The sequence below is a fragment of the Halocatena marina genome, assembly GCF_023276375.1.
Lineage (GTDB): Archaea > Halobacteriota > Halobacteria > Halobacteriales > Haloarculaceae > Halocatena > Halocatena marina.
Genome location: NZ_JALLPK010000001.1, coordinates 1,422,421 through 1,440,348 on the forward strand (window position 1 = coordinate 1,422,421; position 17,928 = coordinate 1,440,348).

At 55.5% G+C, this 17,928-nt stretch carries 17 protein-coding genes; 7 read left to right on the forward strand and 10 right to left on the reverse strand.

All coding sequences use genetic code 11. The features are described from left to right. Positions 1–243: 243 nt before the first annotated feature. The 3 genes from MW898_RS06525 (at position 244) to MW898_RS06535 (ending at position 2,191) form a co-directional block, all read left to right on the forward strand. On the forward strand, positions 244–1,188 hold the full coding sequence (locus MW898_RS06525) for a DUF7504 family protein (protein WP_248905595.1): 945 nt from the start codon (positions 244–246) through the stop codon (positions 1,186–1,188). Between the two features lie 142 nt (positions 1,189–1,330). Beyond that, the gene (locus MW898_RS06530; RefSeq protein ID WP_248905597.1) at positions 1,331–1,609 is read left to right on the forward strand and encodes a hypothetical protein; all 279 of its coding nucleotides are present in this window, start codon (positions 1,331–1,333) and stop codon (positions 1,607–1,609) included. 96 nt (positions 1,610–1,705) lie between these two features. Further along, on the forward strand, positions 1,706–2,191 hold the full coding sequence (locus MW898_RS06535; protein WP_248905598.1) for a DUF7974 family protein: 486 nt from the start codon (positions 1,706–1,708) through the stop codon (positions 2,189–2,191). Between the two features lie 490 nt (positions 2,192–2,681). Here MW898_RS06535 and MW898_RS06540 read toward each other — a convergent pair whose 3' ends face one another. From MW898_RS06540 to MW898_RS06570, 7 genes are all read right to left on the reverse strand, one after another. Next, a complete protein-coding gene (locus tag MW898_RS06540) occupies positions 2,682–3,959 on the reverse strand; it encodes an ABC transporter ATP-binding protein (RefSeq protein ID WP_248905599.1) in 1,278 nt (425 codons plus the stop codon). Continuing rightward, the gene (locus tag MW898_RS25980) at positions 3,952–4,977 is read right to left on the reverse strand and encodes an ABC transporter ATP-binding protein (RefSeq protein WP_248905600.1); all 1,026 of its coding nucleotides are present in this window, start codon (positions 4,975–4,977) and stop codon (positions 3,952–3,954) included. The genes MW898_RS06540 and MW898_RS25980 overlap by 8 nt, the downstream gene beginning before the upstream one ends. Continuing rightward, positions 4,974–6,032 (reverse strand): ABC transporter permease, encoded by a 1,059-nt coding sequence (locus tag MW898_RS06550; RefSeq protein WP_248905601.1) that lies wholly within the window; start codon positions 6,030–6,032, stop codon positions 4,974–4,976. Before MW898_RS06550 ends, MW898_RS25980 begins: the two co-directional genes overlap by 4 nt. A 3-nt stretch (positions 6,033–6,035) precedes the next feature. Further along, positions 6,036–6,986, reverse strand: a complete 951-nt coding sequence (locus tag MW898_RS06555) for an ABC transporter permease (protein ID WP_248905602.1) — start codon at positions 6,984–6,986, stop codon at positions 6,036–6,038. A 61-nt stretch (positions 6,987–7,047) separates the two neighbouring features. After that, positions 7,048–8,751, reverse strand: a complete 1,704-nt coding sequence (locus MW898_RS06560) for an ABC transporter substrate-binding protein (protein WP_248905603.1) — start codon at positions 8,749–8,751, stop codon at positions 7,048–7,050. Between the two features lie 173 nt (positions 8,752–8,924). After that, complete coding sequence (locus tag MW898_RS06565) at positions 8,925–10,970, reverse strand: S9 family peptidase (RefSeq protein WP_248905605.1); 2,046 nt, start codon at positions 10,968–10,970, stop codon at positions 8,925–8,927. After that, positions 10,970–11,158, reverse strand: a complete 189-nt coding sequence (locus MW898_RS06570) for a hypothetical protein (protein ID WP_248905606.1) — start codon at positions 11,156–11,158, stop codon at positions 10,970–10,972. Before MW898_RS06570 ends, MW898_RS06565 begins: the two co-directional genes overlap by 1 nt. A 394-nt stretch (positions 11,159–11,552) precedes the next feature. On the opposite strand from MW898_RS06570, the gene MW898_RS06575 reads away from it, so the two are divergent. Genes MW898_RS06575 through MW898_RS06585 form a run of 3 tightly spaced genes read left to right on the forward strand, consistent with a single transcriptional unit; the run spans position 11,553 to position 14,970 of the window. Then, a complete protein-coding gene (locus MW898_RS06575) occupies positions 11,553–12,248 on the forward strand; it encodes a helix-turn-helix domain-containing protein (RefSeq protein ID WP_248905608.1) in 696 nt (231 codons plus the stop codon). 54 nt (positions 12,249–12,302) lie between these two features. Then, positions 12,303–13,721: an APC family permease gene (locus MW898_RS06580; protein WP_248905611.1), complete on the forward strand. Its 1,419-nt coding sequence runs from the start codon at positions 12,303–12,305 to the stop codon at positions 13,719–13,721. Beyond that, positions 13,714–14,970, forward strand: coding sequence for a M20 family metallopeptidase (locus tag MW898_RS06585; protein ID WP_248905612.1), 1,257 nt, complete (start codon positions 13,714–13,716; stop codon positions 14,968–14,970). The genes MW898_RS06580 and MW898_RS06585 overlap by 8 nt, the downstream gene beginning before the upstream one ends. A 60-nt stretch (positions 14,971–15,030) precedes the next feature. Here the strand turns inward: MW898_RS06585 and MW898_RS26495 are convergent, their stop codons facing one another. Then, positions 15,031–15,921, reverse strand: a complete 891-nt coding sequence (locus tag MW898_RS26495) for a DUF7537 family lipoprotein (protein WP_444881622.1) — start codon at positions 15,919–15,921, stop codon at positions 15,031–15,033. 340 nt (positions 15,922–16,261) lie between these two features. On the opposite strand from MW898_RS26495, the gene MW898_RS06595 reads away from it, so the two are divergent. After that, a complete protein-coding gene (locus MW898_RS06595; RefSeq protein WP_248905615.1) occupies positions 16,262–16,735 on the forward strand; it encodes an arsenate reductase/protein-tyrosine-phosphatase family protein in 474 nt (157 codons plus the stop codon). Between the two features lie 383 nt (positions 16,736–17,118). Here MW898_RS06595 and MW898_RS06600 read toward each other — a convergent pair whose 3' ends face one another. Both MW898_RS06600 and MW898_RS06605 read right to left on the reverse strand, forming a co-directional pair. Then, entirely contained in the window at positions 17,119–17,553 is a 435-nt protein-coding gene (locus MW898_RS06600) for a PIN domain-containing protein (RefSeq protein WP_248905616.1), read from the reverse strand. Continuing rightward, a complete protein-coding gene (locus MW898_RS06605; RefSeq protein ID WP_248905617.1) occupies positions 17,554–17,799 on the reverse strand; it encodes an AbrB/MazE/SpoVT family DNA-binding domain-containing protein in 246 nt (81 codons plus the stop codon). Positions 17,800–17,928 lie beyond the last annotated feature (129 nt).

Sequence of the window (17,928 nt, forward strand, 5' to 3'; positions counted from 1 at the left end):
AAGCATTGTGTTCGATGGACAGTATCGGGTCCAAGAGTATGAGACAATTTCAGAAGTTTTGACAGTGACCACGATACCCAAACGATGGTCGATTACACACGTCGATTACCAGAGCGACGATGGCATGACTGACCGAACTGAGCACCGTAATACGTACCACTACATACCACGTAATATCCCATATAGTATTACATAAATAACGGGAATTTTTTACGGGTTGCTCTCAAGGCTTTAGCGAGAACAATGGCTCCGAATAGTACCAACACGGAACCACACACGGATCCGGACCCCATTTCACGAACATTGCAGTTCACACCAACTGCCTCTCAGTCACTGAGTACGGAGATTGTTATGGGTGTCGCCCGCGCGAGTGGGATCGATCCCACGCAGTTCCATGAAGCGCTGAACGAAGTCATCAATCCAAGCGCGTTGGATGCACTGTTCCAGCCCAAAGCAGACGGGACTGCACGCTCAGGTGGTACAGTCTGTTTTACCTTCCACGGATATCATATCTCCGTTGAGGCAGATAGAACTGTTACGCTCCAATCCGAACTCGATCGACTCAGACAAACTGGGGCAAATCTACTCGTATGTGGGATGGTCCCTGATGACGTTCGTGATGTAATGAGTGCACGCCTGCTCGGCGACGCTACGCGAGAGCGTGAGCGAACAGCCTTCTTTACACTTTCTGACTGTCCAACAGAGACAGCGCTTGATCGGCTCACGAAAGCACAGATACCCCAACAGCGCGCGCACGTGCTCTCGACGGGAGAGACCGCCCGTGCTGCGACACAGGCCACGACGCCTATCGAGGCGGCGCAGTCAACTGTGACTGGCTCTCTCGAAGACGTTCAAGCGGCGGTTCTGCAGACACTCTCTGATCTCGAACATCAAAACGATCCCTTTGGACCCGCTGACCTACGCTTTTGCTTTGATTCGCTAGGCCCCTTCGTCGACGCAGTCGATCAGAACCGACTGACCAGCGTGCTGGATCAGCTCTGCGACGCTATCGCTCAGCGAGATGGGATGGGTCAGTTCCTGATTCGCAACGCGTTCGAGACGCCGCTGGTTCAGGCGATACGTTCGTGCTTCGAAATCGTCGTTGAACTACGCATCAGTACACAAGGTCCGGAATATCGATGGCATCTCCAAACAACCGGTTTCACCACGCAGTGGCTCCCGCTCTGAACACCGTGTGGTCTTTCTCGATAGTGCTCTACGACTGCTGAATGGATTTACCTATTGGGAGAAAATGAAATGGAAGAACACATATTACACATGATGAAAGTTTGGTAAATTACTTTATGAATGTGCCGGTACTCCGATTTGGATGCTACCAGATGACTTCGTGCGTCCGTCGGCCGACAAGATCCATACTAAAACGTATCCGGGAATGAGCCGGCGGCGATTGTTATCATCGCTACTCGGTGTTGGCTTCACGCACTCTACGGCGAGCCATCTGACGAAAGCTGATATTGATACTGCTGCTTCCGATGAGGTTCCGATCGTCGTTGGGGTGCACGGTGAGACGCCATCCTCACAACGAACACCAATCAAGAGGTATGTCCCAGCCGATTGGCCAACTTTGGATACCACTTCTGATTTCTGAGTCCGAGTGCGATTCGAGGCACAATTTGAGCAGCTACGTCGTCCCAGAGTGTTTCTCTCCGTAAACGGTTTATTGCTGCTTGTATAGCGGTGAACAATGCGTGGTGTACGCCCAGCGACCGACCGGTCGACGAGAGGGACGAGTGACAGCATCGAAGTCGGATGGCTCGCTGGCATGCTTCCTGAGCGACTCGCAGTCCGCGGGCTCGCTGTTGAAGTTCAGGTTCCTGACATGATCTCTCTCGGCTCACCGTCATCGTTCACTGTCATCGTCTACAATCGCCTCCCGGTTCCGGTGGAGATCACACTTCCGACGAGTCGTCTTTGGGGATGGTCGGTCGACGGCGTGCCCGAGGCTGACAGTCGGGGATACGAACCGCCATCGGCCGAACGTTCGTTTGCTTTCAACCGAGGCCAACAAAGGACGTTCACTGCGACGTGGGACGGCCGTATCAGAGAACGCGGGACCGATGGCGACGTCTGGCGGACTGTTCGTGGAAAACACACGATAACCGGCTACCTCGCTGTCGAGAACTGGCGCGAGCGCGGCCTCTATTCCGAGAAGAGTGTCGATGTCGTTTGAGAAACGCGCTGGATCGAGAGACGAATGAAACATTAGCGAAAAGAGCCTGATGGCGATCACCCGTGTTTCGGCGATCGTATTTTCCGATCAATTATAGTGATGACTAGTCCAAGAATATTAGATATCACTATTAATATATGAGACGTCGTCTCCCGTTGGTGTGGGAATAGCAAAAATCCAGCTCCAACAATAGTGATCGCAGACAGACCAGCAACTAACAGCCAATAATTGAGTGAATACTGATGGTTTTCTGATATCGTAATCTCGTACAGCCGCCACGGTGCTATCACGATGATTAGTAATCCCATTCCGATATGGAGTATATATCGTTCCACATCTAACAGGATGGTGTGGGTTGTAAAAAATCACATCAACGAGTTGGCTCTCTTGCCACAGCAGTCAGTTCGTCATGGCCGTCCATTCTGGCTCAACGTGTCCGTAGTCGTGACCGTGCCAAGCGATGGACTTGGCGTGTAACAATGAGAGAGTATTACCACGAGTAGTCGGTTCGGTCATTCACTGAAAGGTGACAGGCCGATTGGTGGGAGTCTGAAATTCTCTCGTGTCGCGGGACCTCCCGTTCACAAACTGATTCGAACTCGGCGAGAGCATCGTGTGCGTCCTCCCACTCGCCCGTTGACGCCCGATCGAACGCCGTCCGTACTGCTTTCTCGGCGACAGCGGGAAGGGTGTCGAAATACGTCCCGATATCTTCTGCTGGATCGATAGATTCATCGCGGATAGCATCACGAAACGCCTGAAATTCACGGTATGACTCTCTGTCGAACCCGTCTGGTGGGATGCGTCGTGGACAGCGCGTGTGGAACTTACAGCCAGCGGGCGGATCACTCGGGCTCGGAACGGTACCACGTAATCGAGAGTCGATAGCGCGTGCGTCGGGATTCGGATGAGGAACGGAGTCCAGCAGCGCTCGCGTGTAGGGGTGATGCGGCGACGAGAAGAGCCGATCTGTCGGTCCCGTTTCAACGAAGTCACCGAGATACATCACCGCAACCCGATCGGCTATATGACGAATCACGGAGAGATCGTGCGTGATGAAGAGGTAGGTGAGTCCGTACTCATCCTGAAGGTCATCCATTAAGTTCAGAATTTGCGCCTGTACGCTCATGTCGAGGCCACTCACAGGCTCGTCTGCGATAACGAGATCCGGGCTGATCGAGAGCGCACGAGCGAGGTTGATCCGCTGACGCTGGCCGCCGGAGAACTCGTGGGGATAGCGGTTGTAGAAGTCGCGTTCGAGACCAACGTCCTCCAGCAGTTCAAGCACGCGATTACGTCGTCTCTCGGGGCTCCAACCAGCCGCTTCGAGCGGGTCCGCGATGATACTCCCGACGATCCGCCGCGGATTCAGACTCGACTGTGGGTCTTGAAAGACGAGTTGGATGTGCTGGCGGATCTCCCGCCACTGGGTGCTGTTGAACGTGGTGAGTTCCTCATCACGGAATTGAATCTCACCGTCCGTCGGTGGGGAGAGACCAAGCAGCGCGTGTGCGAGCGTCGACTTCCCACAGCCCGACTCCCCGACGACACCGAGCGTTTCGCCAGCGTGAAGATCGAAGCTAACGCCGTCGACAGCTCGAACCGAACGCTGCTCGATTGAGAGCGGAAATCCACCGCCCGAGCGATCGAATCGAACCGACGACAGCAGCCCCGAGTTCATCGGAAAATGCTTCTTCAGGTCGCGCACTTGGAGTAACGGATCGTCACTCTCACGCGCTGTTGCGTGTGATCCGACGACATTACTCATCGCGGCCACCTCCTGTTGTCCGCTCGTGTAGAACGGGTGGATCACCCGCGAAGTCGTCGTCGTAGAGGAGACAGGCCGCCGCATGATCCGATGTGACAGCATAATCCGGCGGCTCGACTGTGCTACAGTCATCAATAGCGACTGGACAGCGCGTCCGAAAGCGACAGCCAGAGGGTGGATCGACGGCACTCGGCATCGCTCCCTCGATGGGATCGAGTGACGAGACCGGACGGTCAGGCGTCACCACCGACCGCATCAGCATCTGCGTGTACGGATGTTTAGGATCGTTGAACAGATCCTCGTATCGCCCACGCTCGACGACCTCACCGAGATACATCACCACGACGCGGTCACAGACTTCTCGGACGACACCGAGGTCGTGTGTGACGTAAATCAGCCCAGTGTTGTAGCGGTCTTGAATCTCCTCGAAGAGGTCGAGAATCTGTGCCTGAATCGTCACGTCGAGCGCTGTCGTCGGTTCGTCCGCGATGATGAGCTTTGGATTACACGAGAGCGCCATCGCAATGAGGACGCGTTGGCGCATCCCGCCGGAAAATTCGTGGGGATACTGATCGGCGCGTACGGCAGCGTCGGGGATTCCAACGTCGTCCAGCAGCTCGACAGCGCGATCCCACGCCTCTGTAGCTGTCCGGTCGGTGTGGTGCTCGACAACCTCGGCGATCTGACTCCCGACCGTGTAGACTGGATTGAGCGCGGACATCGGATCTTGAAAAACGAAAGAGATCTCGCTCCCCCGTATCTCACGCCGTAGTTCTGACTCGGTGAGGCTGTGGAGATCCTGCCCGTCGAACGTGATCGTCCCGTCGACGACGGTCCCGGGCGGATCGATGAGGCCAAGGAGGCTACGGACGGTAACGCTCTTCCCTGCACCGCTCTCGCCGACGATACCGAGCGTTTCACCGGCGTTGACGCTGAAGTCGACGCCGTCGACAGCTTGCACGATGCCACCTTCCGTGTAGAAGTACGTCCGGAGATCGGATACCTCAAGGAGGCTCACGCATCATCACCTCGTTCGAGGTGGTCCTCGACGGATGGTCCACCATTACCATCGATGGCCGCTATGTCGCCCGTCGGCACTGTGCTGTTCGGCGTTTCGGCGAGCATCTCGGCCTTTCGCCGCTCGGTGTCGGGGACACGAAGACTCGTCCGGGGGTCCATCGCATCCCGGAGTCCATCGCCAAGCATGTTGAACCCCATAACGGTGAGAAATATCATCATTCCAGGGAAGATGGCGACCCACGGCGCGATGAAGAGCGCCTGTTGGGCGGAGTTGAGCATCCGTCCCCACGAGGCGGTGGGTGGCTGGACGCCAAAGCCGAGGAACGAGAGCGCTGCCGCGCCGATGATGACGCCCCCCATCGAGAGGGTTGCCTGCACGACAACGGCCGCAAGCCCGTTCGGAACGATCTCGCGAAAGAGGATGGTCCGTTTTGGGAGACCGGCGGCTCGTGCTGCGTCGACATACTCTTCTTCACGGATAGAGAGCACCTCAGAACGCATCACACGGGCGTACGCCGGGATGCCGATAACGCCATAGGCGAAAAAGAGATTGTAGATGCTGGGACCGAGGATAGCCATCATCGTCATCGCCAGCACAAGCCCCGGAATGGAATAGAGCGTCTCCATCAGACGCATTAACGCGTCGTCGACGTAACCGCCCTCGTAGGCGGCGACAGCACCGATGATAACGCCGCCAACAAAGGAGATACCGACAGCAATGAGACCAATAGCGAGCGCGATGCGACTCCCGTAGATGATGCGCGCAAGTACGTCTCGACCGTACTGGTCCGTCCCCATCGGATGGTCGACAGAGGGGGCTGCATAGATATTCGTCGTATCCATCCCTTGTGGATCGGCGATGAGCGTTGTGATGAGCTGTTTGTCGAACAGAAGTTTATCGACAGTGGAGAACACAGCGAGGACGATAATAGCGCTGATGATACCAGCACCGATGAGTGCCGTCGGACTGTGTCGTAGTTCCCTGAGCGTCGTCAAGACGCCGCTTTCCGTTTCGAACTCCGGATCTGAAACTGTGGTCGGATTCGAGTTCATGAATTAATCGTACCTGATTCGAGGATCAATATACGCGTAGGCGAGGTCGGTAAGCAAGACGCCGACGAGAAAGAGAAGGGCAAAGAAAATGTTCACCCCGATGATGATGCCGTAATCCTGCGCAAGCAGGCCCTTGTAGGCGAGTCGTCCCATTCCTGGGATAGCGAATATCTGCTCGACAACGACGCTCCCATCTAGCAGGAACGAGAGTTGGAGACCGATGATGGTGATGAGCGGAAGCAGCGCGTTGCGGAAGGCGTGGCGAAGAAGGATCCGTCGTTCCGGAAGCCCATACGCACGGGCAGTCTGAACGTAGTCCTTCGACAGTTCCTCGACCATACTCGAGCGAGTCATCCGCATCAACGTTGCCGTCTGTGCCGTCGCTAGCGTCACTACTGGGAGCACGAGATGTTTGAGCGCCCGGACGGGATCCTGCGAGAAAGGGACGTAGCCCGACGCCGGCAACACGTCGAACAGGTAGGCAAAGACGAAAATAAGCATCAGACCGAGCCAGAAGTTCGGTGTCGACAGTCCCGCGAGACCGACGAACCGTGAGGCGTGATCACCCATGTTGTTGTGTTCTGCAGCGGCGTAGACGCCGAGAACGAGCGATGTCGGGAGTGCAATGAGGTAGGAAAGGCCCATCAGCGTCGCTGTTGGACCGAGCCGTTCGAGCATCAGCGCACTCACCGGCTGCTTGTGAGTGAATGATTCTCCGATATTCCCGTGGAGCAGCCGCCAGAGATAATCGAGATACTGTTTCCAGAGTGGTTCGTTGAAGCCGTACTGTGCGATGAGTTCGTCGGCGAGCTGCTGGCTCGGGTTGACGCCGAGATAGATACGCACTGGGTTTCCCGGAAGCGCGTGAACCATCACGAACGTGAGGGAGAACACACCGATGAGAACCGGGATGATCTGGAAGAGGCGTCTCGCGGTGTAACGGTAGATACTCATGGATTCTGTTGGCGCGGCTCGCTGTTCCCGACGACGGTGCGCCAGCTGACGGGAATACGAATCACTCTATGTAGGCGTTCGACCATTTATTGGACAGTGACTGACTACTGAACGACGTAAATTCGTAATTTTTCACGTCATTACTCCACGCCTGGGTTGTCTGTTCCGAGAAGACGGGGATATGTGGGTAGAGTGACTGCCACGTCTCAGCGAGGTCGATGTAGCGTTTCTTTCGCTCTTGTTTATCAGGCTGTCTGCGGGCGTTGCGAATCTTCTTGTCGGCATCTTTCAACCGCTGACTGGGCGCGCTGTCGGACTGGTAGAGGAACGATGCCGAAGCATTCCCCTTCACACCATCTGAGAGACCGCCCTCGTCGTTCCGAAGATCACGAAAGAGATAGTAGAAGAAACCATCGGGATCCTGTCCACCAGACCAGCCGTAAATGGTGGCGTCGAAGTCACCGCTGTCGAGTTGATTGAGCCACTGACCGGTGGTCACCTCTTGTACCTCGGCGTTGATGCCGATCGTATCCAATTCGTTCTGGAGGACGACCACCATGTTTTTGAATTTCGAACTGGAGAGCGATGATATTTTCAGCGTCTTTCCGAAGCCGTCACCGTACCCAGCCTCTTCGAGCAGCTGCTTTGCCTTGTCGTGGTTCTTCTTGGGATAGTACTTTTTCTTCCACTGTTTCCACGGGAATTCCCACGCCTTGTTCACCTCGAGGGGCATGAATCCGTAGGATCGCTTCCCGAGTTCCCCTTTTGTCGCCTTCAACATCGCATCGTAATCGACGAGATACTGCATCGCCTTTCGAACCTTGAGGTCGTCAAACGGCTCTCGAAGCGTGTTGAAGATGATGCCGTTGTAGTCGAAGTGAGCGATTCGCTTCGTCTGGATGTTCTGTTGCTGTTTGGCCTTCTTGAGAAGCGTCTTCGGTATCGTCGCTTGGTGTACTCCGCCGGTTGTGAGTTCGACGAACTGCACCTGCGGCTTCGGAATAATACGCCACTTCAGTTTGTCGAGGTTCGGCGACGTCTGGAAGTAGTCCGGGTTTCGTTCGAGCGTGATGTGCGAGCTTGATTTATGCTCGACGAACGCGAACGGACCGGAGCCGACCGGCTTTTGCCCGAACGTTTTCGTTCCTTGCTTCTTTGCAATCTTCTTCGGAACGACAGCAGCACTCATCCCAGCGAGTGTCAACTCAAAGAGTGCGAAAGGGTGGCTGAGGTGGAACGCCGTCTCGTACGTCCCGCTGGCCTCAACACTGTCGATGAACTGGATGTTCGCCCGCTTGGGCGATTTATTCTTTGGGTCGAGAATCCAGTTCATCGAATAGGCAACGTCCTCTGCGGTGAGTTCGGAGCCGTCGTGGAACGTGATTCCTTCCCGAATTGGGATGGTGTACGTCGAATCATTCTGTTTTTGCGGTTTCTTCGAAGCAACGTGCGGGACGACATCGCTGCCGTCCGGTTGTATCATGTAGAGTGTATCGAAAACATAGTGGAGGAAGCTGTTCGCCCACGCCAGTTCGTTCATTCGCGGGTCAAGTGTCGGTGCATCCTCTGTGGTGGCTCCGATGAACGTACCACCTCGGTTCGCGCCTGATCCACCGCTCGTGGTATCGGTGCCCCCGGTACCATCGGTGTTAGAAGGGCCGTCAGCGGTGTTCGTGCCGCCACAGCCTGCCACCAGTACACTCACCCCGAGTGCGCTACCCAATCGTAAAAATCGCCGTCTATCGATGTTCGGTCTCTCATCCATATGAATCAATATCGCCTATGAGCGGTATGCCCAACCATATCATGAGGGAGATGGTGAATGTAGCATCTATTATGCTAGGCAACAGCACGAAAGCACGCGACAAACAGCCCCACGACCCGTTGGGTTGCGTATCGAAACGGGATGACACCGCTGGCGACTGACCGACCCCGGCCTCACTTCAGGTGCGTATCGAACGCTTCTTTGATTTTCTGGAGCGTTCGCCGCCACGTCGCACGTTTCGAAAAAACGTGTCCCTCACCGGGATAGTATTCGGCCTCGAACGTTTTGTCGAGGTCGAGTAGTCGTTCGACAGCGATATCCTGCTGTTCAACGGTGACGTAGCGGTCGTCGGTGCCGTGAAAGTTGTAAACTGGTGATTCGTAGGCCGCCATATGCGTCGTCGGACTCGCATCGTCCCACCGACTTGGTGTGGCCCACGGACTGCCACCGAGTTTGACCGGCATGAGTGATTCGGCGTGTGGACGCTTGGTTTCCGTTGCCCACGCCTCGTAGTTCCGGATATCCGAGAGTCCTGCAAGATTGACACCGACAGCGAACGTCTCAGGGTGTGTGCCCAATATTTGAAGCGTGGCGTACCCTCCGTAGGAGAGTCCCCAGATCCCGAGGCTATCTTCATCGACGTACGGAAGCTCCGCGAGGTAGTCGGCTCCGGCGACAATGTCAGCCATTTCGTCGCGGCCGTATCCCTCAGCAATCGACGCGCGGAATTCGCGGCCGTACCCAATCCCACCTCGATAATTGACGAACAGACCAACGTAGCCGAGGTGAGCGAGATACTGATGGGCCGTATAGGCGAGTCCGTACGATCGTGAGGGGTGCCAGCCCTCGCGCATTTGTCGCATCGGGCCGCCGTGGACCCAAACGACAGCAGGGAGGTCGTCGCTGGTTTCGACGGCTGGCACATCACGAGGATCGAGAAGGTAGCCGTGAATTTCACGGCCATCGCTGCTCTCGAACGTTACGCTCTCGGGAGTGATGGGATCGACTGGCCAGTCGGCAACGGTGGACTCGGTCAGTCGTATCGGTTGAGTAGAACTCGAAACGCCGTCTGCTGGGCTTTCATCCGAAGGAGCGGAGGATGGCTCGATATCGAGCGGCCGCACTCGCAATTCGGGCGAACGCTCGTGGTCTGCGTGGAGGTAAGCAACCGCCTCGCCATCCGGTGACGGACGAGGAAAGACGTTCGTCCCAGCCGAGTCGACGACAGGAGTGACATCACCAGCAAGGGTAACAGCAAACACTTGTCGCTGACCAGGCTCTCGACGGTTCGACGCGAATAAGAGTGTCTCATCGTCGAGCCATTGAGGTGACGAAGCCGCGACACCGCGATCTTCGAAGTTACCCTCTGTGAGCTGTATCCACTTGTTGTCATCACGCGCGTGGACGTGAACGTGGGCCCACCCGTCAACGGGAAGTGTCGCTGCAATGTGGGTGCTGGCGGGAGAGATAGTTGGTACACCGCCTTCGACAACACCACGTTCTGTGTCGGTCGTCTCGTAGAGAACTGTCTCGCGCCCGGTGTCGGTGTCAACCACCACGAACGCACGACGGGTCCGATTCTCTGCAGTGCGGACAACAAGGAGACGGCTGTCGTCGAGCCATGTCGGCGAATGCGTCGACGCGGTGCCAGTCGACCGCCAGCGAACACAACCTGTTTCGACATCGACGACACCGACGTTCTTGGTCTCACGATCGGTGAAGCGGAACGCGAGGCGAGTATCATCATCCGACCACGCCAGCATGCGCGCGTCGGCAAGGAAGGTACCTCGCCCGGGAACGTCGAAGCTTCGCGTTTCGCCAGTTTCGATCGTTCGAATCATCGGAACGCCATCGTGGTAGGTAGCGAGTCGGTCGCCAGCGTTCGACCACGCGAGCTGTCCACTGGGATCACCCTGAGCGAGTCGATCGAGTTCGTCGCTACCAGCCTCGTATCGATACGTGCTGGACGCGTCTGTTGTGAACGCGAGCGTCGAACCAGCAGGATGCCATGCGAATTCGGCGATGTGACCCTCATCTGGGCAGAGAATGCGTCGATCGTCACCGTCACTAGTAACGACGATCAGCTCTGATCCAGTATCGCCGGACAGCGTTGCAGCGACGAATCGACCATCCGCAGACCACGACGGTGCACCCGGATACGCGACATCGAGAACGTGATCGAGCGTCAGCGATGAGTCAGTGGATTTTGGTGTATCCATTAGCGTTCCTCACTGGCCACGATCTCATCAATGGCACTGAATTTGGTCTGTTCGTCCCATTGCGTCGGTTTGAAGAATAACCGTTCATTGACGCCATCAATTCGGTGTTCTCGTTCCTTCGTGGAGCCAAACCACTTTCCATCGGGATCGACCGTTGCGGGTGCGTCGTTTCGCATACGCATTTGCATACCGCAGAACGAGTATCCCGATAGAAAATCAGATCCCCAAGCATCCTAGGGTAGATCCGACAGTGCGTTCTACTTGCAGAGGAACCTCGATCCGAAGTATGTAAAACACCCGTGGGTTCCGGTCCAAGGACTCATTGATCATACACGAACTGTTGTATCGAAATCGGACGCAAACGGGCGCTCAGAAGCAAGGAATCCGTCATAGACAACTCGTGTCAGTGATACTACACCTCTAAGTGATCAAGAACATTCCCTTCGGGTGAGCTTCGACACTGCTTCACAGCACGATGCAATCTGCCACTATCCACATCACAACGACGGCGTCTCCATCAGAGTGGGTATTTCCCTGAAGACGGGCGAACAGTTTTTGTCACTGTTCCATCTACTTGTGTTGATGGTCCCACCACAGCGACCGGAAACGGGCCTACGGGTGACACTCGACATCTGGCATCCCGACTGCTGGACGTTGGCAGTAACCGAAGAAACCGACGCGGGACTTCTCGGTCATGGCGTCTACGCTATTGATGGGATGGCGACTGGTCGGTTCACCGTCTACGGTGAGACGACCGCTGCGGTCGAGACACTGATTGCAACAGCACGCGACTCCGAACTGACCGAATCAGTATGGGAGGCTGACGGGTCATATCCAACCGACACGGCCGTTTCAGGCAGTGCGAGCCGCGGAATCGTGGTTCAGTATAATATTCACAATTCGATCAACGACGCGCTCGTCTCGCGGGGATTCATTCCCGATGCGCCCGTCCGAATGCACGGTGGACGCGAGTATTGGACGGTGCTTGTCGATGCAAACCGCGAAATGGTCACCGAACGCGTCGAAGCCGTCCGCGAAGAAATGAACGCCGATATCCACATTTCGGACATCACCGCCGCGTACAGCGCTAAGGGCGTCCTCCCAACCGACAATCTCTCCGAACGCCAGCGAGAAGTATTCAACCTCGCCCGTCAACGGAATTACTACGAGTGGCCGCGCGAAGTAAGCGCTGCAGATCTCGCAACAGAACTCGATATTTCGAAATCGACGCTGCTTGAACATCTCCGTACGGCCGAAGCGAAGCTACTCGGACAGTAATGACCCGCACATGCTAGGGACTATTGCTATGCTTCTTCTCTTGTGTGCTATCGCATGGCAATATCAAGACAGAGCGACGATCGGAGCCTTTCACGGAACATTGGTCCGCTAGGAGCGATGAGTACCGTCGTTGCTGGTACACTCGGAGCGGGGTTGTTCATCACACTCGGAACTGCGAGTTCGACAACTGGTCCGAGCGTCATCGCTGTGGTGGCAGTCGCAGGACTACTTGCGACCGCGATTGCGATCAACTACAGTTGGATGGCAACCGTATTTCCAGGAGCAGCAGGATCGTACGCCTACATATCACGGACGTTTGATACACGACTCCCCGGCTTTCTCGTTACGTGGTCGAAGTGGCTTGGCTACATGGCTGCCGACGCTGTCCTCGCAATCGGCTTTGGAAGCTATCTTCAGGTGTTTTTCCCCGATCTCATTGCGGGACAGCGTGAAATTGCTCTCGTCGGGTTTGGTCTTCTCACCGTTCTCTTCATCACCAATCTCGTCGGTTCGCGCGGGTACAGCCTCGTCCAGAACGTCACCTTCGGGCTGCTGGTGATCGCTATTCTCGTCCTCGTAATTCCAGGGTCGGTTACCGTACAACCAGCGAACTACCAGCCATTCTTCACGGGCGGTTTCGATGGCTTCCTCGCTGCCGCTGTGCCGCTCTTCTATGCCTATATCGGCATCGCCGTCGCTGGACAGATGGGGGCCGAAGTCAGAAATCCCTCTCGGAATCTTCCGCTCGCGATGATTGGTGGGACACTCATCCTCACCGTGCTGTACATGTGGACAGCAGCAGTCATCTACGGGGTGGTCGCAGACTACACTGTGCTCGCCGAATCGGCCCGGCCGCTCGCTGATGCTGCCGAGATGTTCCTTGGACCGAGCGGATCGGCGATCGTCGCCATCGGCGGCCTGCTCGCAACTGCTTCGAGTGTGAACGCGGTTATGGCGGCCGGAATCAAGATGCCGTACTCGTGGTCGTGGGACGGGGTGTTCCCGCGGTGGTTCTCTGCTGTGAACGATCGATTCGGCTCGCCCCATTGGTCGTTGGTTACGCTCTATGCCGTCTCCTCACTCCTGACGTTCTACACTGCGGGTCTCGATCAGGTGCTCAAAATCGCCACGTTCAGTTATCTCATTGCCTATTTTGCTGTTTCAGTGACGCTGCTGTACGCCCGCTTCTACCGAACGGAGCTGATCGAACAGGCGGGGTTTGACCTGGGCGGTGGACTCTACCTCTCGGGAGGTATCGGTGCACTTGGTTCGCTTGCGTTGCTCACGCAGGCGTATCAAGGCTCGCTCGCCATCTACGTGCCGTGGATCGCCGTTGGATTCGTCGTGTTCGGTATCTATTGGTATCGTGGACGGCAAGCCGGAACCGATGTCGGAATGATCCTCAATACGCTCCCAGGTGTTCCGAGCTCGGAATACGATCCTAACATTCAGGAAACATCATCCGATGACTGACCCATCACCTAATATCGACGCTGCCGACTCGGCCGCCACAGACGCGGTCACGAAACGAATCGACGCAGAGGAGACGATTTCGTTGCTTCAGGAACTCGTCCGTATTCGGAGTCCGTACTTCGAAGAAGCGGAAATTACAACGTTCGTCTACGACTGGCTCGACGCGCGTGGTCTCGATCCCGAGCTTCATCAGGTGACTGAGCCGGATATCGTTGGGTTCGAGGGGAACAACGTGATTGCGCGCCTCTCTGGTTCGGACCCGGACGCACCGACGCTCCTGTTGAACGCCCACATGGATACCGTTCAACTCGTCGAGGCGTGGGAGGAAGATCCACTCTCCGGTCGAATCGAGGACGGGAAGCTCTACGGTCAGGGTGCCTGCGACATGAAAGGCGGGCTCGCGGGGATCATGGTGGCGTTCGAGGCACTCGCGGCGGCCGATATCGAACTTGCGGGGGATGTCGTCTTCACCGCTGTCGTCGACGAGGAAGGACCCTACGGGCTCGGTGCGAACCAGCTCATCCGGGATGACATCGTCGCGGACTGCGATGTGGCCATCGTGACTGAACCTGGACCGACTCTTGCTAGAGAGGATATCGAAAATCCCGCCCTCATTCTTGGTGCCCGGGGTCGATTTCTCCACGACATTACTGTCACTGGAGAGGCAGCACACGGTTCACAGCCACAGACGGGAACGAACGCAGTGGTCGATGCGTCCCGTTTGGCTGACGCACTCACTGATATTGAGGTCGGCTCGCACGAACAGCTCGGTGACGGCTCGATCTGTCCGCTCAAAATCGAGGGAGGCAGCGAAACGCTCTCTGTCCCCGAGTACTGTCGCCTCCTCGTTGATCGCCACATCGTCATCGGCGAGACCGAAGACCGCGTTCGCGCTGATGCAGAACGCGTGGTCGAGCGTCTCGACCTCGATTCGACGGTCGACATTGGATTCCGTGAGGCCCCAGCAGCGGACGTTCGATACGGCCCGTACGTCACCGACGCCGATCATCCGCTCGTGGGAGCACTTTCCACCGCTGTCGAGACGGTCACAGGAGACGAACCGGCCATCGGCTACTTCGCCAGCGTCGGTGATTTCAACTACTTCGGCCATCGTGCCGAGCTTCCGACAGTCATCGTTGGACCCGACGGGGAGAACATCCACGGGGCAGGCGAGTTCGTCTACACCGACGAAGTCGTCGACGTGGCACACATCGTCGCTGCCGGTTGCGTGTCGCTCCTCAGTGCCTGAGTAGGCTGAAACCAGCTTGCGTGATGGTATGGCTTGCTATCAAATTCCGAGAACGACTGATTAGGAGTAAGTGGTAGGAGGTTCCGGCGTAGTATTATTTGCTTTGGCGTACCACGACGGCCGGTCGACTGTCGTGGATCCCATCTTAGTGTAGCGTGTGGTGCTCACGACTCGGACCGACGTGGACGGATTCGTTTCTGTGAGTGTTGCTGTATATGCGAGTCGATACTCGTGAACGACTCCGCGTGAATCGATCACGGCGTGAAACGTTAGATTTCGAGGATTTTGAGCAATTTTGACATTCATCGAGTACTCAATGAGTTGAGCCGAGTCGGCTATCTCGGTCGACGTAAGTCGGTACAGCGTTGTTCCGTTGTTCGTCGTATGGTTGATTACTTTTGTGTCGACGGCTTGGAATAGTGTGTAATACCGTTCCTTTTGGGGATGATATTTTAGTATGGGATATTGAGGGTCTCGTGATTCGAAGTGTTGGTACGTAGTTGAATTCGTCTGTGACGAGGAAAGCGCAACGAGCACTCGTTCACCATTCGACCAGAATGAATTATTCGTAGATTTCTGATCCGACCTTATTTTATTCTGGGTATAAATACTTACATTAATATAACGCCGATCTCTTGGATTTACAACGCGGGCGGTTCTTTCCCCTTGTCTCCGAAGCGTCCCATTCGAATATTTCACAGTCGTTTTTCCATGAATAGTGAAGGAGGTGTTCGAGAGGACTGCCTCGTGTGCATCTCCGAGAGCGATCGAATCAACGACACCATGATTGGTCAGTCCCGGCGCAAGCCCGCGGGTTGCATTCGGATCGTCTGTTGGCACACCGGCTGGCGTGATCGAAGCCGTCTCTGTACTACCGCCATTGAACGCGTTGCAACCAGAGAGACAAAGGAGGACAACGAGACACAGGCGCAGACCAAGGTTCTGTGACATTGTTTTCCCTTCAAATCAATGTATGAAATAGATTATGATTGCCAGGAATTCGTGGTATCTATGGTATGTCAGTCGTTTTCTATGCTAGTGGGACGGCTGCGACGCCCTGAAGTTTCATCTTTCGCTTGTCAATTAGTACGGGAGTCCGATAGTGAGAGGACGATATACAACGAGAAAAGCGATGGAACCATCTACACGAAAGCCGTCATCGAGTCGGTTGAAACAACAGCGTGTCGATGTTGAGCGTGTTCGTCCCTACTCGCAATCTCCATATCAGGATTATAGACGTATAGACGGCTATTGAGCACGGCTTTTGTTGGTGAAGATCGATGTAAAATTGATGAGTGATAAGGACAATACAACAGTTCGACTCGCGTTTATGTGTGTACAGAATGCTGGTCGGAGCCAAATGGCAACTGCATTTGCCGAACGTGAGCGCGCCGAACGCGAGCTCGAAGAATCAGTTGAGATCCGTACAGGCGGAACGCTCCCCGCAGACCACGTCCACGCTGAAGTTATCGATGTGATGAGCGAAGTGGATATTGATCTCTCTGATCGAACCCCGCGCGAGATCTCCACTGAGGAGCTACTCTCATGTGATATCGTCGCAACGATGGGATGCTCTACACTCGATGTGAGTGAAGCCGAGTCGTCTGTCGACGTTCGTGACTGGGCACTCGATGATCCCGACGGACAAGATCTCGATGCTGTCCGGGCGATTCGTGACGACATTCGGGATCGGGTGACAGCAATTTTCAATGAGATTAGCGTCTCTGAAGAGAACGAAAACGCCACTACAGAGCAAATATCCTAAAATTTCGGAGTCTGCGATCATCCGTCGATCAGCGGAACCGTCGTCCTCGAATGTATTTCTTCAGGATGACACTCGATTATCTGAACACTCGTCGGGAATAGTTTCATCGAGTCATTGTCGTCTTTGAAATGGGTCAGAAAGGCTATGGGTCGCAGAAGTTGTTGGAAATGATGGTAGCCGTGCTGAAGCCAACAACGGTATCCGAATCTATCAAATCCAGAGCGATGCGTCACTGCCCCACGCTTTGGATCGGTGTCGATACCGGGACAAGCCCATAGCGCTGGAATGAGTGCTCTGTAACAGATATTGACGAGGCTGTCGAATTCAACAAAACAGTCATACGTCGTCACCGCTGGTGATCGCATCGTTTTAGCAAGTGACTGTTACTGTGGGTCGTAGGGATTCGTCGGAGTTGTGAGCCGGTAGACATCCTCGCAAGCATCGAAGTCATCATCGAATGCGTAGAGATAACCCAACCCCTCAATCTGCATGTATGCGACAATGCACGCATCGACAAATGAGAGCGGTCGGTGGCGTCGGAACAACGCCTTGGCCGCTGCGAAAGCGTCTGTCGTCAAAGAGTCAATATGGAACTGTGGGTTTTCTTCAAGACGGTTGAGAAGATCCACAGCCGCACCGTGTCCGGCGTGCGTGGTGAGGCCGTTGAGGCTTTCTGCGAGAACGTAGTCGAGAATAACTGCTTCCGGTAGTGAACCGTTATCGATTCCTCGAACAATCGGAAGAGCTTCGTCGTGGGAACCGTCCCGTTGATAGGCCGCTGCAAAGAGAACAGTCGTATCAAGGAGTGCGCGTGGCATCTACTCGATGCCCCAGACATCGTGTTCGGTGGTAACATCGGTGTCTCTGTCACCGTCGTAGCCATCGAAGTCAGCGAATGTCCCGGTTTTCTGTTGGATAACTTCTACTCGAATACTGTCGTCCGATTCAATATGCCACCGGAGCTGGTCACCGTCGTCGATGTCGAGTTCGCGGCGGATACGAGCGGGAATGTTTGCTTGATTGCCCGAGACCTTGCTTTCGGCGTCGACCCGTTTGCTACTCATATCTGGATGGTAGTCTTCCGACGATAAAAAGTTAGTGTTCCGCCACACTATATCATCTCGTCCGACCGATTTTGCGTGCTCAGAGTAGTCCGTTGAAAGATTGCTGTAGGCTATTAGCCTGCAGATGCA